This window comes from Aequorivita marina, from assembly GCF_031631895.2.
Taxonomy (GTDB): domain Bacteria; phylum Bacteroidota; class Bacteroidia; order Flavobacteriales; family Flavobacteriaceae; genus Aequorivita; species Aequorivita marina.
Window position 1 is genome coordinate 177,478 of the sequence record NZ_JAVMBW020000003.1, and the last position, 19,214, is coordinate 196,691.

16 protein-coding genes are annotated in these 19,214 nt (G+C 38.3%); 1 reads left to right on the top strand and 15 read right to left on the bottom strand.

The genetic code is table 11. The annotated features are described in order from the left end of the window. Positions 1-482: 482 nt before the first annotated feature. The 15 genes from QPK98_RS06555 to QPK98_RS06625 form a co-directional block, all read right to left on the bottom strand. Complete coding sequence (locus QPK98_RS06555; protein ID WP_310992297.1) at positions 483-962, bottom strand: helix-turn-helix transcriptional regulator; 480 nt, start codon at positions 960-962, stop codon at positions 483-485. A 306-nt stretch (positions 963-1,268) separates the two neighbouring features. Next, positions 1,269-2,516: a glycosyltransferase family 4 protein gene (locus QPK98_RS06560; RefSeq protein ID WP_310992298.1), complete on the bottom strand. Its 1,248-nt coding sequence runs from the start codon at positions 2,514-2,516 to the stop codon at positions 1,269-1,271. A gap of 8 nt (positions 2,517-2,524) precedes the next feature. Continuing rightward, on the bottom strand, positions 2,525-3,208 hold the full coding sequence (locus QPK98_RS06565; protein ID WP_310992299.1) for a class I SAM-dependent methyltransferase: 684 nt from the start codon (positions 3,206-3,208) through the stop codon (positions 2,525-2,527). Between the two features lie 12 nt (positions 3,209-3,220). Then, entirely contained in the window at positions 3,221-3,931 is a 711-nt protein-coding gene (locus QPK98_RS06570) for a sulfotransferase domain-containing protein (RefSeq protein WP_310992300.1), read from the bottom strand. Between the two features lie 12 nt (positions 3,932-3,943). Then, positions 3,944-4,633: a sulfotransferase family 2 domain-containing protein gene (locus QPK98_RS06575; protein WP_310992301.1), complete on the bottom strand. Its 690-nt coding sequence runs from the start codon at positions 4,631-4,633 to the stop codon at positions 3,944-3,946. A gap of 2 nt (positions 4,634-4,635) precedes the next feature. Then, positions 4,636-5,910: an ABC transporter ATP-binding protein gene (locus QPK98_RS06580; protein WP_435373091.1), complete on the bottom strand. Its 1,275-nt coding sequence runs from the start codon at positions 5,908-5,910 to the stop codon at positions 4,636-4,638. Between the two features lie 256 nt (positions 5,911-6,166). After that, a complete protein-coding gene (locus QPK98_RS06585; RefSeq protein ID WP_310992302.1) occupies positions 6,167-7,033 on the bottom strand; it encodes an ABC transporter permease in 867 nt (288 codons plus the stop codon). A 416-nt stretch (positions 7,034-7,449) separates the two neighbouring features. Further along, complete coding sequence (locus tag QPK98_RS06590; protein ID WP_310992303.1) at positions 7,450-7,752, bottom strand: hypothetical protein; 303 nt, start codon at positions 7,750-7,752, stop codon at positions 7,450-7,452. 14 nt (positions 7,753-7,766) lie between these two features. Then, positions 7,767-8,498 (bottom strand): phage tail-like protein, encoded by a 732-nt coding sequence (locus QPK98_RS06595; RefSeq protein ID WP_310992305.1) that lies wholly within the window; start codon positions 8,496-8,498, stop codon positions 7,767-7,769. A gap of 28 nt (positions 8,499-8,526) precedes the next feature. Next, positions 8,527-9,291 (bottom strand): phage tail-like protein, encoded by a 765-nt coding sequence (locus QPK98_RS06600; RefSeq protein ID WP_310992306.1) that lies wholly within the window; start codon positions 9,289-9,291, stop codon positions 8,527-8,529. Positions 9,292-10,183: 892 nt separating this feature from the next. Beyond that, positions 10,184-10,915, bottom strand: coding sequence for a hypothetical protein (locus QPK98_RS06605; protein ID WP_310992308.1), 732 nt, complete (start codon positions 10,913-10,915; stop codon positions 10,184-10,186). A 34-nt stretch (positions 10,916-10,949) separates the two neighbouring features. Beyond that, positions 10,950-11,300, bottom strand: a complete 351-nt coding sequence (locus tag QPK98_RS06610) for a hypothetical protein (protein WP_310992309.1) — start codon at positions 11,298-11,300, stop codon at positions 10,950-10,952. A gap of 18 nt (positions 11,301-11,318) precedes the next feature. Continuing rightward, a complete protein-coding gene (locus QPK98_RS06615) occupies positions 11,319-12,041 on the bottom strand; it encodes a hypothetical protein (protein ID WP_310992310.1) in 723 nt (240 codons plus the stop codon). A 666-nt stretch (positions 12,042-12,707) separates the two neighbouring features. Then, a complete protein-coding gene (locus QPK98_RS06620) occupies positions 12,708-15,155 on the bottom strand; it encodes a GumC family protein (protein WP_310992311.1) in 2,448 nt (815 codons plus the stop codon). 4 nt (positions 15,156-15,159) lie between these two features. Next, positions 15,160-15,954 carry a polysaccharide biosynthesis/export family protein gene (locus tag QPK98_RS06625; RefSeq protein ID WP_310992312.1) on the bottom strand — a complete coding sequence of 265 codons (795 nt, stop codon included), beginning with the start codon at positions 15,952-15,954 and terminating at the stop codon, positions 15,160-15,162. Between the two features lie 1,378 nt (positions 15,955-17,332). On the opposite strand from QPK98_RS06625, the gene QPK98_RS06630 reads away from it, so the two are divergent. Then, positions 17,333-19,201 carry an ABC-F family ATP-binding cassette domain-containing protein gene (locus QPK98_RS06630; protein ID WP_310992439.1) on the top strand — a complete coding sequence of 623 codons (1,869 nt, stop codon included), beginning with the start codon at positions 17,333-17,335 and terminating at the stop codon, positions 19,199-19,201. The last annotated feature ends 13 nt before the right edge of the window (positions 19,202-19,214 follow it).

Genomic DNA, 19,214 nt, shown 5'->3' on the forward strand with positions numbered 1-19,214 from the left:
ATTCAGTAGTCAGTAGGCAGTAGTCAGTAGGCAGTAGTCAGTAATCAGTGGCCAAGTGGGCAGTATTCAGTAGCAAGTAGAATTAGTAAGCAACAAACCATTCCCCCTCGGGGGGTAAGGGGGACTTTTTTTCAGTAGTCAGTGAGTCAGTACGCAGTAGTCAGTAGTCAGTGGCCAAGTGGGCAGTATTCAGTAGCAAGTAGAATTAGTAAGCAACAAACCATTACCCCTCAGGGGGTTAGGGGGACTTTTTTTCAGTAGTCAGTAGTCCGTAGGCAGTAGTCAGTAGTCAGTAGTCAAACTGCAAACAACCCTCTGTGCCCTCTGTGCCTCTGTGGTGCTTAGTGATTAGTAACTAGAACAACCATAAACAACAAAAAAGACCTGTGAATTCGATAATCGCAGGTCTCGTAATGGGAGGTTAACGTAATTGTTATAATATAATGGGAAGTAATAAGTATTAGCTGCAAATGCATAAAAACTTAACCCGAATTAAAATAACCAGATTTAGTGAGTAATATATTGCAGATAACTCGTTTTAAATAAAATACACTCCGACCCATTTTTAAATGCGGAAGATGTTTTTTTTGTCGCCATCGGTATAAGGTTGCGCGACACACACAGAAAATCCGCATCATATCGGCTTCTGTTAAAAGTTCATTTTCATCTTCAAGCAATTTTGAATATAGTCTCAGACTCATATTCGTTATGTTTGCCTTTTGTTTCCTGTTAAAGCGGCTAGTTTTGCCTGCCTTTCCTTTCTTGATTAAATCTTCCATATAATATATATTTTTCGTTAACTTGTTAAATATAAGCATTTTATACAAATAATAAGCTAAAATCAACAGGAAAATGTATTCAATTGAGTTTTGTAAACAATCCTGTCCTAAATATTTAACCTGTTCATTTTTTCCATTGATGATTCCGATAGCTATCGGAACGAACCAAACCCCGATAGCCATCAGGGCTAGGCTTACGAAATTTTCTCTAAATTTTTTGTTCGTCCCCTAAATTTTAGGAACTCGCCTTTAAATCCAGTGCTTTGATGACTATCTTTGCTGGCTCAAACAGCCTAAAATTTTACGGGACCTTCACTTCAAATTTTACGATAAATTTTCGATAGGCCAAAAAACAAAAATTCTTAATTACAAACCCTTAAGCTACATACTATCTCTAAAGCCCCATTAAACAAAGGCATTCAAGGCTTGCCTTATAAACGTCAAGGCCGCTATTGTTTTGTAATACAATTGCATTAAAATAAACTGGTATTATTTAAGGATACGTTGGTAGATCTTCAAAAGCTTGAGGTACAAGACGGTGTTGTCATAATTAGCAACTACGTATTCACGTCCTTTTTGGCCCATTGACTTCCGTAGTTTCTCATTAACTAGTAGTGTTTCTATAGCATCGGCAAAGCCTTTTATATCATTTTCCGGCACTACAAACCCCGTTTCATTAGGTATCATCCCATATTTCATCCCACCTACATCTGATATAACCACTGGTAACTCCATGGCTTGAGCTTCTTGAATAACGAGGCCTTGAGTTTCTGCCCTTTTTGTTTTAGAATCATGGGTACCCGGCATTAATAAAACATTGGCCGCATCCATTTGGGCTTTTACGAACTCTTGCGAATGAGCGCCCTCTATACTTACAAAACGCTTCAAGTCCTCATCTTCAATTCTATTGGTAAGGGCATTTTTCAACTCTCCATCCCCTATTAAAGTAAGGTGAATGTGATTGTGCCCTCTATTCAAAAGCTCTACAAGAATATCAATGGCAATATCGGGGCCTTTCAGTTGTATAAGTCTTCCGCAAAAAAGTATATTGTAAGTAGGTTTTATCTCCCGCTGCCCTATTCTTTTAAAATAATCGGTATCAAGCCCCACAGGTAGGATATGAATATTCTTAGTTTTTAAATTGAGACGTTCCAAAATTCCTTTAAGATATTTGGAATTTACGGTAAAAGCGCTCGCTTCTTGTAATAAACTTTTATACCGAATGTTATAATCCATTTCATTATTAGGGATGAGATCAAAACCATGAAAAGTGACTATCAGCTTTCCATTTTTTAAAAAACCTTCAGATTTATGGTTTGCAATAGCAACGGCATTGGTAGCGAAGTGGACATGAATTATATCAAATTCCTTATTCAGAATAAAAAATTTACGTTTATAAAAAGCTTTAAGACTAATTGCTTTTTTCCCGTATTTTGAATAATTCAAGGACTTAAATAATAAGCGCCAATTAATTTGAAAGAAATTATTATAGATTAATTTCACAAAGCCATATAATCTTTTTGCCTTGTTGTAAACTGGTTTTTCTTTATACTCCACATAATCTAACAAGTTGTAGGCAGTAATCTTATTATGAACTATTGCTGTACTCCCCTTTTTTGAAGCCAATATTTTTACGGAATGACCTTCATCTATTAAAGAGGTTATTTGATTAACAATAAAGGTTTCGGAAACAGTAGGAAAAGCACCTACAACTATGGCGATGTTTAGTTTTTGCATGCCATGATTCATTTATTTTTTCTAAAAGCCAACATAATCTGCTTATCTGCCAATGGTTGATTAGAGTTATGGCCCAAATCCATTAACCGTCCAATTTCAATCATTTCAAGATTCGCATTTGCAGCTATTTTTTTATAAAATTTACGTGTTCTAAAAACTACAGGGAAGCCTTGCCAATTCCCTTCTTCATTGGACTCTATATTTACATTTGCATAAAAAAACCCTGAATTTGAGATATGTTTATTAACAAAATGAAAACACTCTTGCGCAATGGAATCTTCTAAATGAATCAGTACGGAAAACGCAAAAACAATATCAAAATCACCGTCAATTTCCAATGATGCAAAATCATTAAAAGAGATTAAATCAGGCATTTTCTCTTCCAAGCATTCCTGTTTTAATTCTTTACGAGCTTCTGCAAGAACATTTTCCCGGACATCAATACCACAATAATTACCTCTGTCCAGTTTCCGGATTATTGGTATTCCACCTCGTAAAGTACCACAACCAATATCTAAAAGTCTGTCTTCTCGCTTTAAACCCCGGCTATTCAAAAATAATATCTGAAAATCCTGTTTCATCTTCCACAAATTTGGAGGTCCAACAAGCTTATGACGCATTTCTTTTTGCGTCAAAATTTTCGTTTTTTTCGGTAAAGCAATTTTCTTTAGTTTTTTTAAGTATCTCTTCATCAAACATAATATTTAAACTTTGCGAAAATGAAGCTTTTCAGGAACTATACTAAAAAAATAAGCTTCATCCTCCTGACCAAACACTTCTCTCCAAGAGTCTTTTGTGCCTTTATTTGGCAAAAGTCCTAAAGGCTTCTTTACTTTATCTATTTTATCTTCTTTCAGTTTTTTACTTCTACTAAAAAACCTTGAATGTATTTTTAAATATTGTTCATATGGCAAATCTACTAAGTCCTCATAATGAATAACTAATAAATTAGTATCGGATTTAGCCAGTTTTAGCCAGCTTTCTGTATGTAAGACCCAATGTTCCAATATATTACAATCAGGTTCTACGGCATTTGAAGGAGAGCCTTTCCAATCAATTTTGGTTCTAAGAAAATCAGAAAACGATATCCCATCAAGGTCTTTATGAATAAAGTTATTTGTTTTCCACACAGAATAAGCTACGGCTCTAGCATCTCTAATTATATATATTTTAGGTTTGGTGTTTATATTTTGATTAGCAAAATAATGATTTCCAAAAAGTTTACCATAGGGATTTCCCTCTAACTTTTCTTTTCTATTAGACCAATGTCCCCACTTTACATTAGGAATATTTAAGTCTTTCTTCCTATAAAAATTTTGCGCTATAAAAGCTTCCAAGAAATGAGTGCCAGAACGCGGGTGAGAATATACCCTAACCAATTCAGGTTTTTTAATTAACTTTTTTAGAATCTCCAACTTCTTGAACCTTTAATATTTATAATCCATTAATTCACGCTCCCTCGCCCAGATTATATCAACCATTTGCCGATCTACAGGAGTTAAAATCTCTTTATAACTTCTTTTATCTTTTCTGAAGTTTGACTTCAACTTAACTTTTGGAAGCTCTAGTTTTGAGTCTAAGCTTAATTTGTTGGAAATAATGCTAAGTGCTCCATCTAAATTCTCTAATTTGAAAACATCATCTACCGCTACAACTTTATTGATTGTATATTGATCAAAACCCTTAATAATATTCAACTCTCCGGCTTTGATAAATGCTTCAATTGTGGGCCATTTTTTATATCCTCCTTGATGGTAAAACAATGAAATAAGCTTTTCGTACGGATTGCGCTCAAAGCAAAATTTATAGTAAGATCTAAATACTTTAGAGCCTACAAAGTTCTTTATTTCGGCACAAGACATATGGTTATACAATTCTTTTCTCTTTCCGCTTATCAAGAGTTCTAAATAATCGTGCTTTGTGTACTTACCAAATGGAATAACAAAATTAGTAGCAGTCTGAAACCCCAAAGACTTTCTATAATTCTCGTCATTGGTTGAAATGGGCGTGAGAATATCTGTTGCCGCGCATAATCCACTTAATGCAATCTCAATAGAAGTGCTAGCAGTTTTTTGCGTTTTTACAAATATAAATTTATGCTTATGGCAGATAATCATATTTATGGGTTTTGAAGTGTATATTCATAATCCACTAGTACGCCTTCTTTAGAGCGTTGTTCCCTTCCAGTTTTATAGAAGTCTCCGCCAACAACACTAAATTCAAAGGCGTCCTCTATATCGTCCTCTATCCCGTTTTCCGAAAAAGCACTCAATTGGATTGTATAAATTCCATTTGGCAACGGAAAATTGGGCACTGAGACGTCAATTAAATACCCTTCGTTTTTCTCAAGAGAGTAGTAATCATCAACAAAACAATTATTACATAAAAACCTAATTTTCCGATCTTTATCAATAAATCTAAGCCTAATGGAGACTTTCTCCAACTTCGATTTTATAGAAAAAAAAACTCTAAACACATAGTCCTCGCCAGATAGTATTTTTTGGAGGTTGCTTTTTGTTTGAGACCTTATCAAAATGTCAGTAAACCTAAAAAAACCTCCCCCTGCTCTGTCGTTTCGATCTTGTAATGATTTGTATTTTTCGCTTGTATTAGAAGCCAGATAATAATCTACAGCCACATCTACTTTTCCCTCAAATGCTGTTAATCCATTTTCCAATACAATAGCACGTGTACACAAACTTTTGACCGAGCCCATATTATGGCTCACAAACAACACCGTACGCCCCTGCCCTTTTGATATATCCTGCATTTTCCCAATGGCCTTTTTCTGAAATTCGGCATCGCCTACGGCAAGCACCTCATCTACCACCAAAATATCGGGTTCTAAATGGGCAGCTACAGCAAAGGCTAGACGTACTTTCATCCCGCTACTATAACGCTTTACGGGGGTATCTATATAGAGGTCGCAGCCTGAAAAACCAATAATTTCATCTAGTTTTGCGTTTATCTCGGTCTTGGTCATCCCTAGAATAGCACCATTAAGGTATATGTTTTCCCTACCCGTAAGCTCTGGGTGAAATCCTGTACCTACTTCTAATAAAGAAGCAATCCGTCCTTTTGTTTTAATAACACCAGTAGTTGGGCTAGTAACCCGAGAAAGTATTTTTAACAGGGTAGATTTTCCTGCGCCGTTCTTCCCGATAATCCCTAAAACCTCGCCCTGTTGCACTTCAAAATTGATATCGCGCAAGGCCCAAACGTATTCTTCTTTGGTCTTACTGCTTCTATCGTTTACCGCTCCTACTTTTAAATACGGATCTTCCTTCCCCCTGATTCTGTGCCAAAAACGGTTTAAATCATGCGAAAGCGTCCCCGTACCTACGTTGCCTAGGCGGTATTGTTTTGAGATGTTGGAGGCTTTTAGAATTGTCATCAGAGTCGTTTTTTAACCACAGAGACCACTAAGGGGGCACAAAGGCCGCAAAGAAAACTCTGTGATTTTTGTGCGTTCTCTGTGTACTTTTTGGTTAACCCATTCGAGTGGTAAATTAAACATTTTTATTATTTTAACCACGAAGAACGCAAAGAAAGCACAGAGTTCACAAAGAAAAACCTGTGTGCTTTGCGCCTTCTCCGTGTTCTTTGCGGTTAACCCGTTCTCATGTCTCAAATCTAACTTCTCACATCTATTACACCGTATCAATAAAACTCTTCTCCGTCCTATTAAAAATCACCAGTCCTGCTAAAAACATCACAATACTCACCACTAATGTATAGAAAAAACCCAACCAGCTAAAGCTACCTGTATTTAGCATCATAAACCGAAAGCCTTCAATAATCTGAGTCAACGGGTTATAAGCAACAAGATCAGCCACCCATCCTGGGAGTTTTTCCCGAGCTTCCGATAGCGGATATGGCACAGCGGAAACATACATCAATAAGGAAACAGCAAAGCCCACCAAGACTTTTAAATCGCGGTATTTTGTAGTCATGGAACTCACCGTCATTCCCAGTCCGAGGCCTAAAAGTGCCATCATAATTACATATACTGGAAAGAGCAATAGATGTAAGTTCGGACTCAGATCAAAACCCTGAAACAAAAAATAGCAATAGAAAATAACAAATATCAACAGTTGTATTCCAAACTTTAGCAAGTTAGAAATGGTAACAGACATGGGCATAATGACCCGCGGAAAATATACTTTTCCAAATATACCGGCATTGCTTCTAAAAGTATCGGAAGTACCGGTAAAGCAAGCTGTAAAATAGTTCCAAGCCGTGATTCCTGCCAAATTAAACAAAAATGGCGGAATACTTCCAGTACTAATGCTTCCTAAGTTATTAAACACCAAGGTAAATATTATAGAGGTAAAAAGCGGCTGAATAAAATACCATAGCGGCCCAAGAATCGTCTGTTTATAAACGGTAGTAATATCCCGCTTTACAAAAAGCACCAGCAGGTCGCGATAGCGCCAAACTTCTTTTAAATTAAGGTCTAAGGCTTTCTTTTCTGAGGATATCTCGTAGAGCCAGGTGTCGTTTTGATCGGGGGTCAATGAATTTAGGTTTAGGTAAGGGCTAATATAGGGAAAATTGAAATATTTAGAGTGGAAATTTGGTGTGGTTGTAAATTAACTAGTGTAGGATCCGCTTTGTCGCGTTTTGCCAGGCTTTGCCGCGCTTTACCTTTCATGCCATAAAGAGCGCAGGTGTTGACTAGGGTGAAAACTTTGGAGTCTCCATTCTCCCCTTTGGGGGTAGGGGAATGGCTGCATCTCTTGATTTAGAATTAACCGAAAATTGACAGTACCTCTAGACCACCAATTCTTCCAAAAACACGTAAAGTTATATATAATTCGGTTATTTGGATCCAAAGTAGTTTTAGAGTTTAAAGACTAAGACTGGACTCATACCGAAGAAGTCTAGAAATGTTATTAGCAGAAAGCCAAAGATTTAAAAGGCACCTAGTTTATTAATCCTGTTTATTTACATTGTCTTTCTTTAATAAATTCGTGCTATTTATTGAACTAGCACTATTATTTGTTGCTTTATAAAGTGAGTTTTCATTTATAGAAGTCGTATCTATTTTCAATTCTGTTTTTATCGACGATTTTTTTGAAAACATATTGCTTCGTAATTCGAGCTCGGCATTATTTGTCTTTTCAATTTTTGACATTAGAGTAGCTTTGGCTTCAGGAAGGTTATTAAAATCCTCACTTTGTGCAAACGAATTAAAGAAACTACTTAAAACCAGTATTAATGTTATTGTTCTCATTTCTAATTTTATTTTTAGTGAATCGCCGATAGAGTTAAATGACATGCTTCAGGCGTAGATGCAGCATCTATAACCATTGTACTACCATTATATATAGCTTCTGTACGAGCTCGCACCCTCAATCTATATTCTTGACCAATAGTTAACCCCGTTAACAATTTTGAAAAAGAAGCACTCCAAGTAGTTACCGTACCCCTTTGATCATCATAGTTTTGTATTTTAGTCATAGTACCCCCTATAAGCTCTCTCGGATTAACATCCCAATTTACAACTTGAAAATATACAGTCGACATTGAATTTGCAGATCCATAACCCGAACTAGTTAACAATAGATATACGGATGATTTTCTAGCTGTAAAAACTAAATCGTTCATTCCATTAGGTCTTCTGTAATTATTATTACTAAAAGTTAGGTCACCTACTAATGAAACACTATCAACAATATCAGAACCTTCAATACGTATCCATCTATTTCCATCATTATAGTACTTTCCTGGTTTTACGTCGTTTCTTGTTATAGTATTATATATGGTCATCCCTTGAATATGATCCGCTAATGGGGCAAAATTGGATGTGCGAACAAGTTCAACCCTCGGGGGCAACAATCCTCCATAGGTTTGAGATGCGTCTAATTCCAACAAGGCGTCATCATTAACGTCTGTAGTGCCAATACCCACTTGAGAAGCAATAACATTCAAATAGAACATGAAAAATGTTAAGACAAATAATTTTATATTAATTCTCATATAAAAGTTTCAATTAGTGCTTAAATATTTACTGAATGACAGATAGAGTTAAATGATTTCTAACAGGTTTTGAGGCAGCATTTATATTAGTACTATAAGTTCCAAGAATTCCGTCTACCATTCCATCCACTCGCAAAGTATATGTGGTGCCAATTGCTAAGCCTGTGTAAAGTTTTGAGAAAGAAGCACTCCATTCAGGAGATGTGTCACTAAAGGGAACACCTAGAAACGTAAATGTATCATAATTTTGAATTTTATTCATGGTACCTCCTATTAATTCAAATCCTCCCGGTGAGGTTTTTACAACTCTTAAATTAATATACGACATTGCGTCTTCTTCACCAAGACCCGAGCTGGTTAAAACTACTAAAACAGACGATTTTCTAGCGGTAAACTGTAAAGTCATCCCTGAAATTGGTGTAAAAGATGTATTAGAAATAGTTTGATCTGTGCTCAAAGAAACGCTCTCTACAGGGTCTGCTCCCGCAATTCGTATCCAGCGGCTTCCATTATTGTAATATTGCCCAGGTCTTACATCTCCGATTGTAGCTGTATTATATATCGTCATACCCTCGACATGAGCTGTTAAAGGAGAAGCGCTAATTGTAGATAATAATTTAACTCTAGGCAACAATAAACCACCAGGTTCAGCCACCGTAGAGGTAATATCTAGTTTTGCATTAGCATTGGGGTTGGTTGTCCCAATCCCAACTTGAGCAATAGCGCTATAAAAGAAGAATATAAAAAAGAGAGTAAAAAATAAAGCCCCACGATTGATGTAAAGGTTTTTCATAGTAATTGTTTATTAAGTATAGTTAAAATCGGGGATGGAACAATATTAACAATATTTTATAGAATTTCAAAGAAATACGTTAAAATAACAATTGATAGTATCGTTTTTTATTGGTGTACAGGTAATTAGTTGGTAGTGGGGAGTGGGGAGTGAGCAAAGCATTTTTACCAGTTAGGTTAAAGAAAACTCTCTGTGTCCTCTGTGGTGATTAGAGGTGAGAGGTGAGAGGTGAGTGGTGAGTGGGTAGAGGGTAGTTGGGTGTAACAAACCATTCCCCCTCGGGGGGCTAGGGGGACTCTTTTTCAGTGGTCGCTGAGTCAGTATGCAGTAGTCAGTGGTCAGTGGTCAGTAGTCAGTGAGTCAGTAGTCAGTGGTCAAACTGCAAAACACTTCTCTGTGTCCTCTGTGCCCCTGTGGTGATTAGAGGTGGGTGGGTAGAGGGTAGTTGGGTGTAACAAACATTCCCCCTCGGGGGGTTAGGGGGACTCTTTTTCAGTGGTCAGTGAGTCAGTAGTCAGTAGTCAGTGGTCAAACTGCAAAACACTTCTCTGTGTCCTCTGTGCCTCTGTGGTGATTATATTTGAGAAGCAGGACTAAAAGGAATCAAGAACCAGGAGCCAGGAAACAAAACGGCTTGGGCTGTTGGTTTAAGTTTAGACTAATAAATTTTTCATTTCGATTTCGTCCTCATGGTTCACGCAGAGAATCACAGAGTGAGTCGCAGCCTTACGCGGAGTGTTTTGGGGATGGTGTGAAAAGGATGTGATTGGGATCAAACCAGAAAACTCCCTATAGCTTTTGTATAAGAAACTATATTGAGCAACGTCGATTCTACTCCGAAGAGTTTATAAAGATATTTTTTGAAAGAAGAAATGCAATTTAAGAATCAACACTAATCGTTATAGAGCGTTATTGCAAATTGAACATAATAGTAGGAGGTAAATTTAGCATTATTCTTAACCCTGAAAATGAGCTGACCGCTTCTAGCCTCCTTGTACTCTATTGTGAGATCTTCGTCCATATCCCCTATCGAAGGCCCAGTAACGTTAATAGAAAATCCAGAATATTTAGTAACGTGTGGCAGCCCTCCCGTAAATGTTGTACTAGTGTTACTGTAAAGAGTTGATGGCGGGTAATACCATGTTTCCGCGTGGTTCAATTTATTTAAAAGAGACCATTTATTATTGTTTTTAGTATATTGAAAGGTTACGGAAGCATATTTACCTCTTACTATAAAATCCTTTACACCTGGCACAGTAATTCGATTAGGTCCTGCAGCACCAGGGCTTAAATGAATAATACTCATTACTTGATTAGTTGTATTTTGAAGTGTTACTATTTGACCATCTGGAACATCTACAGGCAATATTCCACCAATGGAGAAAGAACTCGTGGGTCCAATAATCCTGTAGAATGAATAAGGGTTGCTTCCTAGATTTATAGCATTGTTATTCCCATTTGTCAATGGGAGTGGAGTTCCTTCCCTTAGAGACAAAGCTGCATTTACATCTATTGTTGTTGTAGGGTCGTCGGTTTCTACACCCACCTGTGCTGAAATCTTTAATGAGATCATCAATAAAATGATGATGGACGGTATTATACGAGCCAGTTTACAAGTATTCATTCTGATAATTTATACATTTAGAAAAATAGGATAGTCAATTTCCAACCTTATAGTTCTCGGAACTCTTTTTCTCAACAATCTTGTTAGGTGTAGTTTCTATATCCTCGATAATGGTATCATTATTTTTATTTAAATAGTCAAATCCACGATTTGGACCCATTTTTTTACTAGGGTTATCAATTTTGGAAGCATTTATATTATCTTCTTTATTGCTATGGCCGTCTTTGAAATTATTCTCTGTTATATTCGGAGAGATACGAGCTTGGGGTTTTTTATTGGAAATCTCCTTAGTTAAATTTACAGGTTCTGCATAAACATTTTTTATTCCTTCCTGGGCATTGACCCAAAAACCGGCTAAAAAGAATATTGAGGTAATTATTTTCATTTCTTTAGAGTTTGCTTTTTATATTTTGTTTATAGAAATTACAATTCCCACATTATTCACACTGGAACCACTATTCCGAATCCGATAAGCAACTGAACCATTTCGAGATTCTATATATTCAATAAAAAGGTTATCTGGATTGGAAATGTTACCGGAAAAATTAACATTAACACTTGAACTTGTAGTTGCTCCTGCAATTGAAGTCGTATAAAGGTTGCTTCCATTAGCTATAGTTTTTGTATCCCGGTGAGTCTCAATATGATTCAATTTATTTAAAAGAATCCATCGCTCCAATTCCATGCTATATTGAAGCGTGATAGCAGTATATCGCCCCCTTAATTGTAAGTCGTTTTCGCCAGGAACATAAATCCTCCTATTAGCTGATGAACCTCCAGTATTATGCTTTATTGTCATTGCGGCGTTCCGGGTGTTAATAAGTGTCAGAATTTGGCCATCTGCATCGGGTTCGGGAATAATACTCCTCAATTCAAAATCATTATTCGAACCAGTAATCCTGTAAAAAGAATAAGGAGTTGTTCCTAGGTCAACATTATCTAAGTTACCAGGATTGCTATTAAAATTTAACGCAGGACCTTCTCTTAATGATAAGCCTCCATTTACATCCAATCCCGTTTGAGGATTAGTAGTCCCTATGCCAACCTGTGCAAATCCATTAAAAGCTAAGAAAGTAAAAAAGAGTGTAAGAAATAAAGCCCCACGATTGATGTATAGGTTTTTCATAGTAATTGTTTTAAAAGTAAAACTCTAATCAGGGCATAACAATATTACCGTTTTTTTATCAATTTACAAAACAAAACGTTAAATTATTGAGGTGATTTCATTCACACTCAACAATGCTTGAGTAATTATTTGGTAGCTGGTAAAATTAGGGAGCAAGAAACCATTCCCCCTCGGGGGGCTAGGGGGACTCTTTTTCAGTGGTCAGTGAGTCAGTATGCAGTGGTCAGTAGTCAGTGTTCAGTAGTCAGTGTTCAGTAGTCAGTGTTCAGTAGTCAGTAGTCAGTAGTCAGTGGCCAAACCGCAAAACATTACTCTGTGTCCTCTGTGCCCCTGTGGTGATTAGTGGTGGGTGGTGAGTGGGTAGAGCGTAGTTGGCCGAAACAAACCATTCCCCCTCGGGGGTTTAGGTGGACTCGCTTTCAGTAGTCCAGTAGTCCAGTAGTCCAGTAGTCCAGTAGTCCAGTAGTCAACCAAAAAAAACAGAACCACAAAACATTATCTCAGGAGGGTTTTTAGCCCTATTACTATTTATATAGCATTTGCTCAACGAGCGACTCTAATCTGGCTATTCTTTCCTCTTGTGTGGTTATTATTTCTTGTTGCTCTTGAATGGCTTCGGTAAGAATAGGGGTTAAACTTAGGTACCTTAAAACGTATTTCGCATGTTTATTTCCGCTTAAACATGGTTTTAATCCTACTGAGTAAGTTGGTGGGCACCGTTTCTGCTTCGTGATAGCCGTAACCGTATCCATAGCCATAGCCATACCCGTAGCTGTAGCCTCTACCCGACTTTTCAACATAATCGTTTAGCACCAAGCTGATGTGTTTTACCTCCCCAGTTTTATACTTTTCGTTTACAAAATTGAGCATGTTTCTATGGGTGTAATTAAAACGAACCAAATAAAGCATGGCGTCAACGTGCTTGGTTAACTCTAGAGCATCAGAAACAAGCCCTAAAGGCGGAGAGTCTAAAACTATATAGTCATAACGTTCCTTTAGGCCTGCTATTAATTCGTCTAGTTTTTCATCTGTCAAGAGTTCAGCGGGATTGGGTGGTATGGGGCCAGAAGAAATAATATCTAGATGCTCCAAATCGGTTTTTTGGATTACAGCATCAAGGGGTGCTTTATCTACCAAAAAACTAACAACTCCTGTATCGTTATTTACATTAAAGTCGCCAAATATCTTTGGTTTCCGAAGGTCTAAGCCTACCAGAACGGTCTTTTTTCCACTAAGGGCAAAAACGGAAGCGAGGTTAATGGAGCAGAAGGTTTTTCCCTCGCCACTCACTGAGCTTGTAATAAGCACAGTCTTGGCGCCTTGTACGCCCTGCTTTTTATAGATAAACTGTAAGCTAGACCGCAAAGCTCTAAAAGATTCGGAAATTGGTGACTTTGGTTGGGTAAGCACCGCCAGGTTAGTATCTACGTGACTTCTACCTACCACCCCGAGCAAGGAGATTGGAGTAATGCGGTCTAAATCGCTAACGTTCCTAATTTTAGGGTCAAAAAACCCACGGATAAAAACAAAGAGCACTGGAAGGAACAGCCCTAGCAATCCTGCCATTACATAATTGAGTTCGGTATTCGGACCTATTTTTCCGCCGCCGGTATCCTTGGCGATATCTATAATCATTACATCACTAACATTAGCGGCTTTTACCAAGCCTGCCTCGTTTCGCTTTGCCAAAAACAGGTTGTAGTTGCCTTCACTTAAATTATACCTGCGTTCAATATTTAAAAGACCTTGTTGCTCCTTGGGAAGCTTTCGTATTTCGGCTTCCAAACCAGCTATATTGCGGTTTATAATACTTAACTCTTCGGTTTTTAAACTTTTAGAAGAGCGTATGTTTTCTAAGAGAACGGTTTTAACTGCATCAATTTGCCTATCGATATCGCTAAAAACAGGGGCGCCTTCCTTAAATGAATACTGTAGCTTGTTGCGCTCTTCGGCTAGGGCCACAATACGCCCCACACCTGCAATAACGCTAGATTCGGAAATTCCCGCTACCGAAGGAGCCGGTACGTTTCGGTAATCAGATCGGTTTTCTAAATAATCTTGAAGGGTGTTAAAATAGCTCAACTCCCTATTTACGGTTTCCCGTTGAAGATCAAGGCCGCTTAGCTTCGCGTTTATTTCAGAGCCTTCACTGGCAAGGTCGAAGATGGCATTTTTATTTCGGTAGGTATTGAGTTCGTCTTCAACCGTAGAGAGCTCTTTAGACTTCTGCGCCAAGCTGCTGTCTATAAACTTAATAGTTTTGGTGGCAAATAGGTTTTTGCGCGCCAACATGTCTTCACTTAAAACTGAAACCGAGGTGTTGAGGTAATCTACCAATTTGGCTTTATTCTCACCTATAAGTCGCAATTTTAACACGGACGACCCCCTACTTACGGCAACCACCCCAATGTTTAGGTATCTTTTTACTACGTTGTCAAAGTTTCTAAACCCGATGTAATAGGCCGTGCCTGGTTTTGAAATTACATTTGGATTGGGCATAAAGGTTCCGTTAAAAAACGGCAAGCTTATGCGATCTCCAATTTTAAAGTCTTCGGAAAAAACTCCCTGCTGAACAAACTTGCTTGTTCTTTCCTTGGTACTGTAATTTTGAAGGGCAATGTTTCCGGCTTCTTCAAAATCTATACTCAGGTTGAAGTTTACCGAATCTGTAAAGACTACTTTTAATTGCTTATTCAGAATTTGTGGTTTTGTAGTATCTATTTCTACAAAAAATGGGGTCTGTTTATAGGCGTCTATCTGGTGGTATTTACCATCTCTGCGGTAGTCCATATAATACTGCAAACGCTCAACAACTTTCTCGTTATGGGTTCGCGATTTTAATGAAATAACGGCAGTGTTCACCTTGTCAGTAGTACCACCCCAATTAAACGTTAGGCTAGTATTGGTAGTGAAAAATGGGTTTTGATCGTCTTTGATAGAAACCAAGTTTTCCATTTCGTAAACGGCAGGTTTCCGAACATTAATATAAAAAGCGATTGAAAATGCGACAATAATTGACACCAAAAACAGAGGCCAGTGATCTACAAGCCGAAACAAGAAGCCTTTAAAGTCAAAGATAGTAGGGGTTTCAGAAATTTCGAAGTCCTCGCTCATAGTTTTATAATCTTGTAAACAACAGTATTAAGGTTCCTGTAGCTGTGATAAGGGAAGCAATGGTAGTAAACGTCTGTAACCCGGTGGTTCCCGTACCCAATGATTTTTGAGGCAATGGGTTGATTAAAATTAAGTCGTTGGGCTTTACGTAGTAATACGGTGAGCTCATGGCTTCTATGCTTGTAAGGTCTATATGATGCACTTTTTGACCGGCCGGGTACTGCCTAATAATAACCACATCGGTTCTATCGCCTTCTGTTGTAATATCGCCGCTGTTGGCAATAGCCTCCATAATACTCACTTGGTCGCGGTAAATAATATTAGAACCCGGAGATCCTATTTCGCCATTGATAGTATAACGGATGCCAGCCAATTTTACTGTAACAAAAATATTGGCCTCTGCCTTAAAATAGTCGCGCAAGAGAATTTCCTCTAGTTTTTCACGCACCTCATCTACGGTATATCCCAATACATTGAGTTCGCCCAAACTGGGAATGCGAATATTTCCGTGGTCGTCCACCACAAAGCCGTCATAGTATAAACGCTCCTCCCCTGTAGCATTTGGATTGGCATCGCTTATAGGGTTGAAGATACCTACCGTTTCCTGGTCAAGCGCCTTTACGCGTATGCTCAACAGGTCGTTTATCTGTAACCTGTAGGGCAGCTGTCTTTTTTTTAGTACGGTTGTAGTGTCATTTTCTGTAAGGCCTTCCTGTAAATAGGTAAGCTGCTTGGTAGATACGCAAGAAGTTGCAGATACTACAAGAATTAAGAAAAATATTACATAGGGAAACTTCATAAATACCAAAAGCTTAGCAAACAAATATATAGTTTCATAATTAATAATGAAACTAATTTTAATTGACTGTTACTTTGATTCGTGAACCAAGACCGCTTTGTTAAAGGAGTCAAGAACCCATACAAAAGGCTAACTGACTGAAAAACCGAAGCTTGGATTTATGTTGAATTATATTGAGTTATGCTGATTTATGGAAATAACTTTTTATTAGGGTTTTGAAATTCCTGCTGTTGTTTTAAATACGCTACGTGCGGGAAATTTGGGATTTGATGAACAAACTACAATCAATATAGAATCAAATATATAGTTTCGCTATTAATAAAGCTTGTTTTAATTGACTCTTGCTTTGATTAGTGAACTAAGACCGTTTTGCTAAAGAGGTCAAGAAACAGAACGGCTTAGGCTGTTGGTTTAGGTTGAGGATTTTAAATTCAATGCCAATTCAATTTCGATTTCAATTTCGCTTTCGATTTTATGGGGTTCACGCAGAGTTACGCGGAGTGAGTCGCAGAGTTACGCAGAGTGTTTTTTGGGATGATGATTAGAGGGTAGTTGGTAGTATTAATAAGCAACAAACCATTCCCCCTCGGGGAGTTAGGGGGTCTCGCTTTCAGTAGTCAGTAGTCAGTAGTCAGTAGTCAGACTACAAAAAACCCTCTGCGCCCTCTGTGCCTCTGTGGTGATTAACGGTCAGTAGTCAAACTACAAAACACTTCTCTGCGCCCTCTGTGCCTCTGTGGTGATTTTCTAAGAACCAGGAAACAGGATGGCTTGGGCTATTGATTTATGTTTAGGTTGAGGATTTCAAATTTTTAATTCCATTTCAATTTCAATTTCAATTTCGGTTTCGATTTCTCCCAACCCACCCCGTCCGTCGTGATTAAACTTTTGGCTGAAAGAGACAAACCCTTCCACGACGTCCACCCTTTGCATTCCTTTCGTTCGTGCCTCACTCGTCGGATGCAAGGAAAAAAGGAGGGGAGCACACACGGATTTTTGTTTTAATTTAGGCTGGGGTGTTCTATTTGTAACACAAAACTCTCTGTGCCCTCTGCGCCTCTGTGGTGATTAGCGGTCAGTAGTCAAACTACAAAACACTCTCTGTGCCCTCTGTGCCTCTGTGGTGAGTAGAATTGAGCAGTCAAACTACAAAACACTTCTCTGTGCCCTCTGTGCCTCTGTGGTGATTAGAGGTGAGTATTCAAACTACAAAAAACCCTCCGTGTCCTCTGTGCCTCTGTGGTGATTAATTAATAGTTGACAGCATTAGAAAGCAACAAACCATTCCCCTCAGAAAGCTAAAAGGTCTTCCCAGTTACAGCTAACAATTAACAGAGCAAGAAACTCCAAATTGACTACATTTGCCAAAAACACCAACGTGAATTACCTTTCAGTAGAAAATATATCCAAGTCTTTTGGGATGCGGGTTTTGTTTGAAGATATTTCCTTCGGAATAAACGAAGGACAAAAGATTGGCTTTGTAGCTAAAAATGGTACTGGGAAAACCTCTTTGCTTAATATTATTGCGGGAAATGACAAAGCCGATACCGGCAACGTAGTCTTTAGAAAAGGCCTTAAAATCGCCTATCTTCCCCAAGAACCAGACCTAGACCCAAAACTAAGTGTGGAGCAGGCTATTTTTTCGGCAGATAATCCAATTCTGAAAATTATAGCGAACTATGAACGCGCGCTTGAAAATCCTGAGGACACTGAAGCATTTCAAAAAGCCTTTGATGCAGTGGATGCGCATAACGCCTGGGATTTTGAAACCCGCTACAAGCAGATTCTTTTTAAGCTAAAGCTGGAAGACCTACACGCCAAGGTGTCTAGCCTTAGTGGCGGGCAGAAAAAGCGACTGGCCCTTGCCAACGCCCTGCTTACCACTCCAGATTTGCTAATTATGGATGAGCCTACCAACCATTTAGATTTAGAAATGATTGAATGGCTGGAAAATCTATTTGCCAAGGAAAACTTTACGCTGTTTATGGTAACGCACGACCGTTATTTTCTAGAGCGTGTTTGCAACGAAATTGTAGAGCTAGACGAAGGAATACTCTATAATTATAAGGGAAACTACAGCTATTACCTTGAAAAACGCGATGCACGCATAGAGAACGAAATTGCCGAAACGGGAAAGGCAAAGCAATTGTTTAAAAAAGAGCTGGACTGGATGCGACGCCAACCAAAAGCCCGAACAACAAAAAGCAAAAGCCGAATTGACGACTTTCACGAAATAAAAAGCCGCGCCAGCAAGCGAAGAAATGACCACGAAGTGCAGCTGGAACTCAACATGGAACGAATGGGCACCAAAGTGGTGGAGCTTCATAAAATCTCTAAATCATTTGGCGACAAACAAATGCTCGATAACTTTGAGTACAACTTTAACCGTGGAGAACGCATTGGAATTATCGGTAAAAACGGTACGGGAAAATCTACTTTCCTAAACATACTTACCGGCGCACTCCAGCCGGATTCTGGGAAAGTGGTTGTTGGTGAAACCGTACAGTTTGGCTACTATACCCAAGGAGGAATTAAAATAAAGGAAGGGCAGAAAGTAATTGAAGTTATTCGCGAATACGGCGACTATATTCCGCTAAAAAAAGGACGGCAGATTTCGGCTTCACAACTCTTGGAACGCTTTCTATTTGACCCAAAGAAGCAATACGATTTTGTAGAAAAACTGAGTGGTGGCGAACGAAAAAGGCTATACTTATGTACCGTTCTTATCAAAAACCCCAACTTTTTAATACTTGATGAACCCACTAACGATCTGGATATTGTAACCCTAAATGTGCTGGAAAGTTTTTTATTAGACTTCCCTGGATGCCTATTGGTAGTATCGCACGATCGGTATTTTATGGATAAGATTGTAGATCATCTTTTTGTGTTTCGGGGCAATGCTGAAGTTGAAGATTTTCCAGGAAACTACAGCGACTTTAGAAGCTATGAAGATAGCCAACCCGCAGTAAAAAAGGAAGTTGAAACCTCCTCAAAGGCCAAAAAGGAATGGAAGGAAGACAAGCCACAGGCAAAACTGAGCTACAACGAACAGAAAGAGTACGGGAAACTGGAAAAAGAAATTGCAAAGTTGGAAAAACGCAGGGAAGAACTTCAGAATAAATTCGCAACAGAAGATTGGGACGGCACCGAAATCGACAAGCAATCCATCAAGCTCCAAGATATCATGGACCAGATAGACGCTAAAACCGAACGATGGTTTGAGCTTTCCGGAAAGATGGAAGAATGAGTGTTATGAGTGT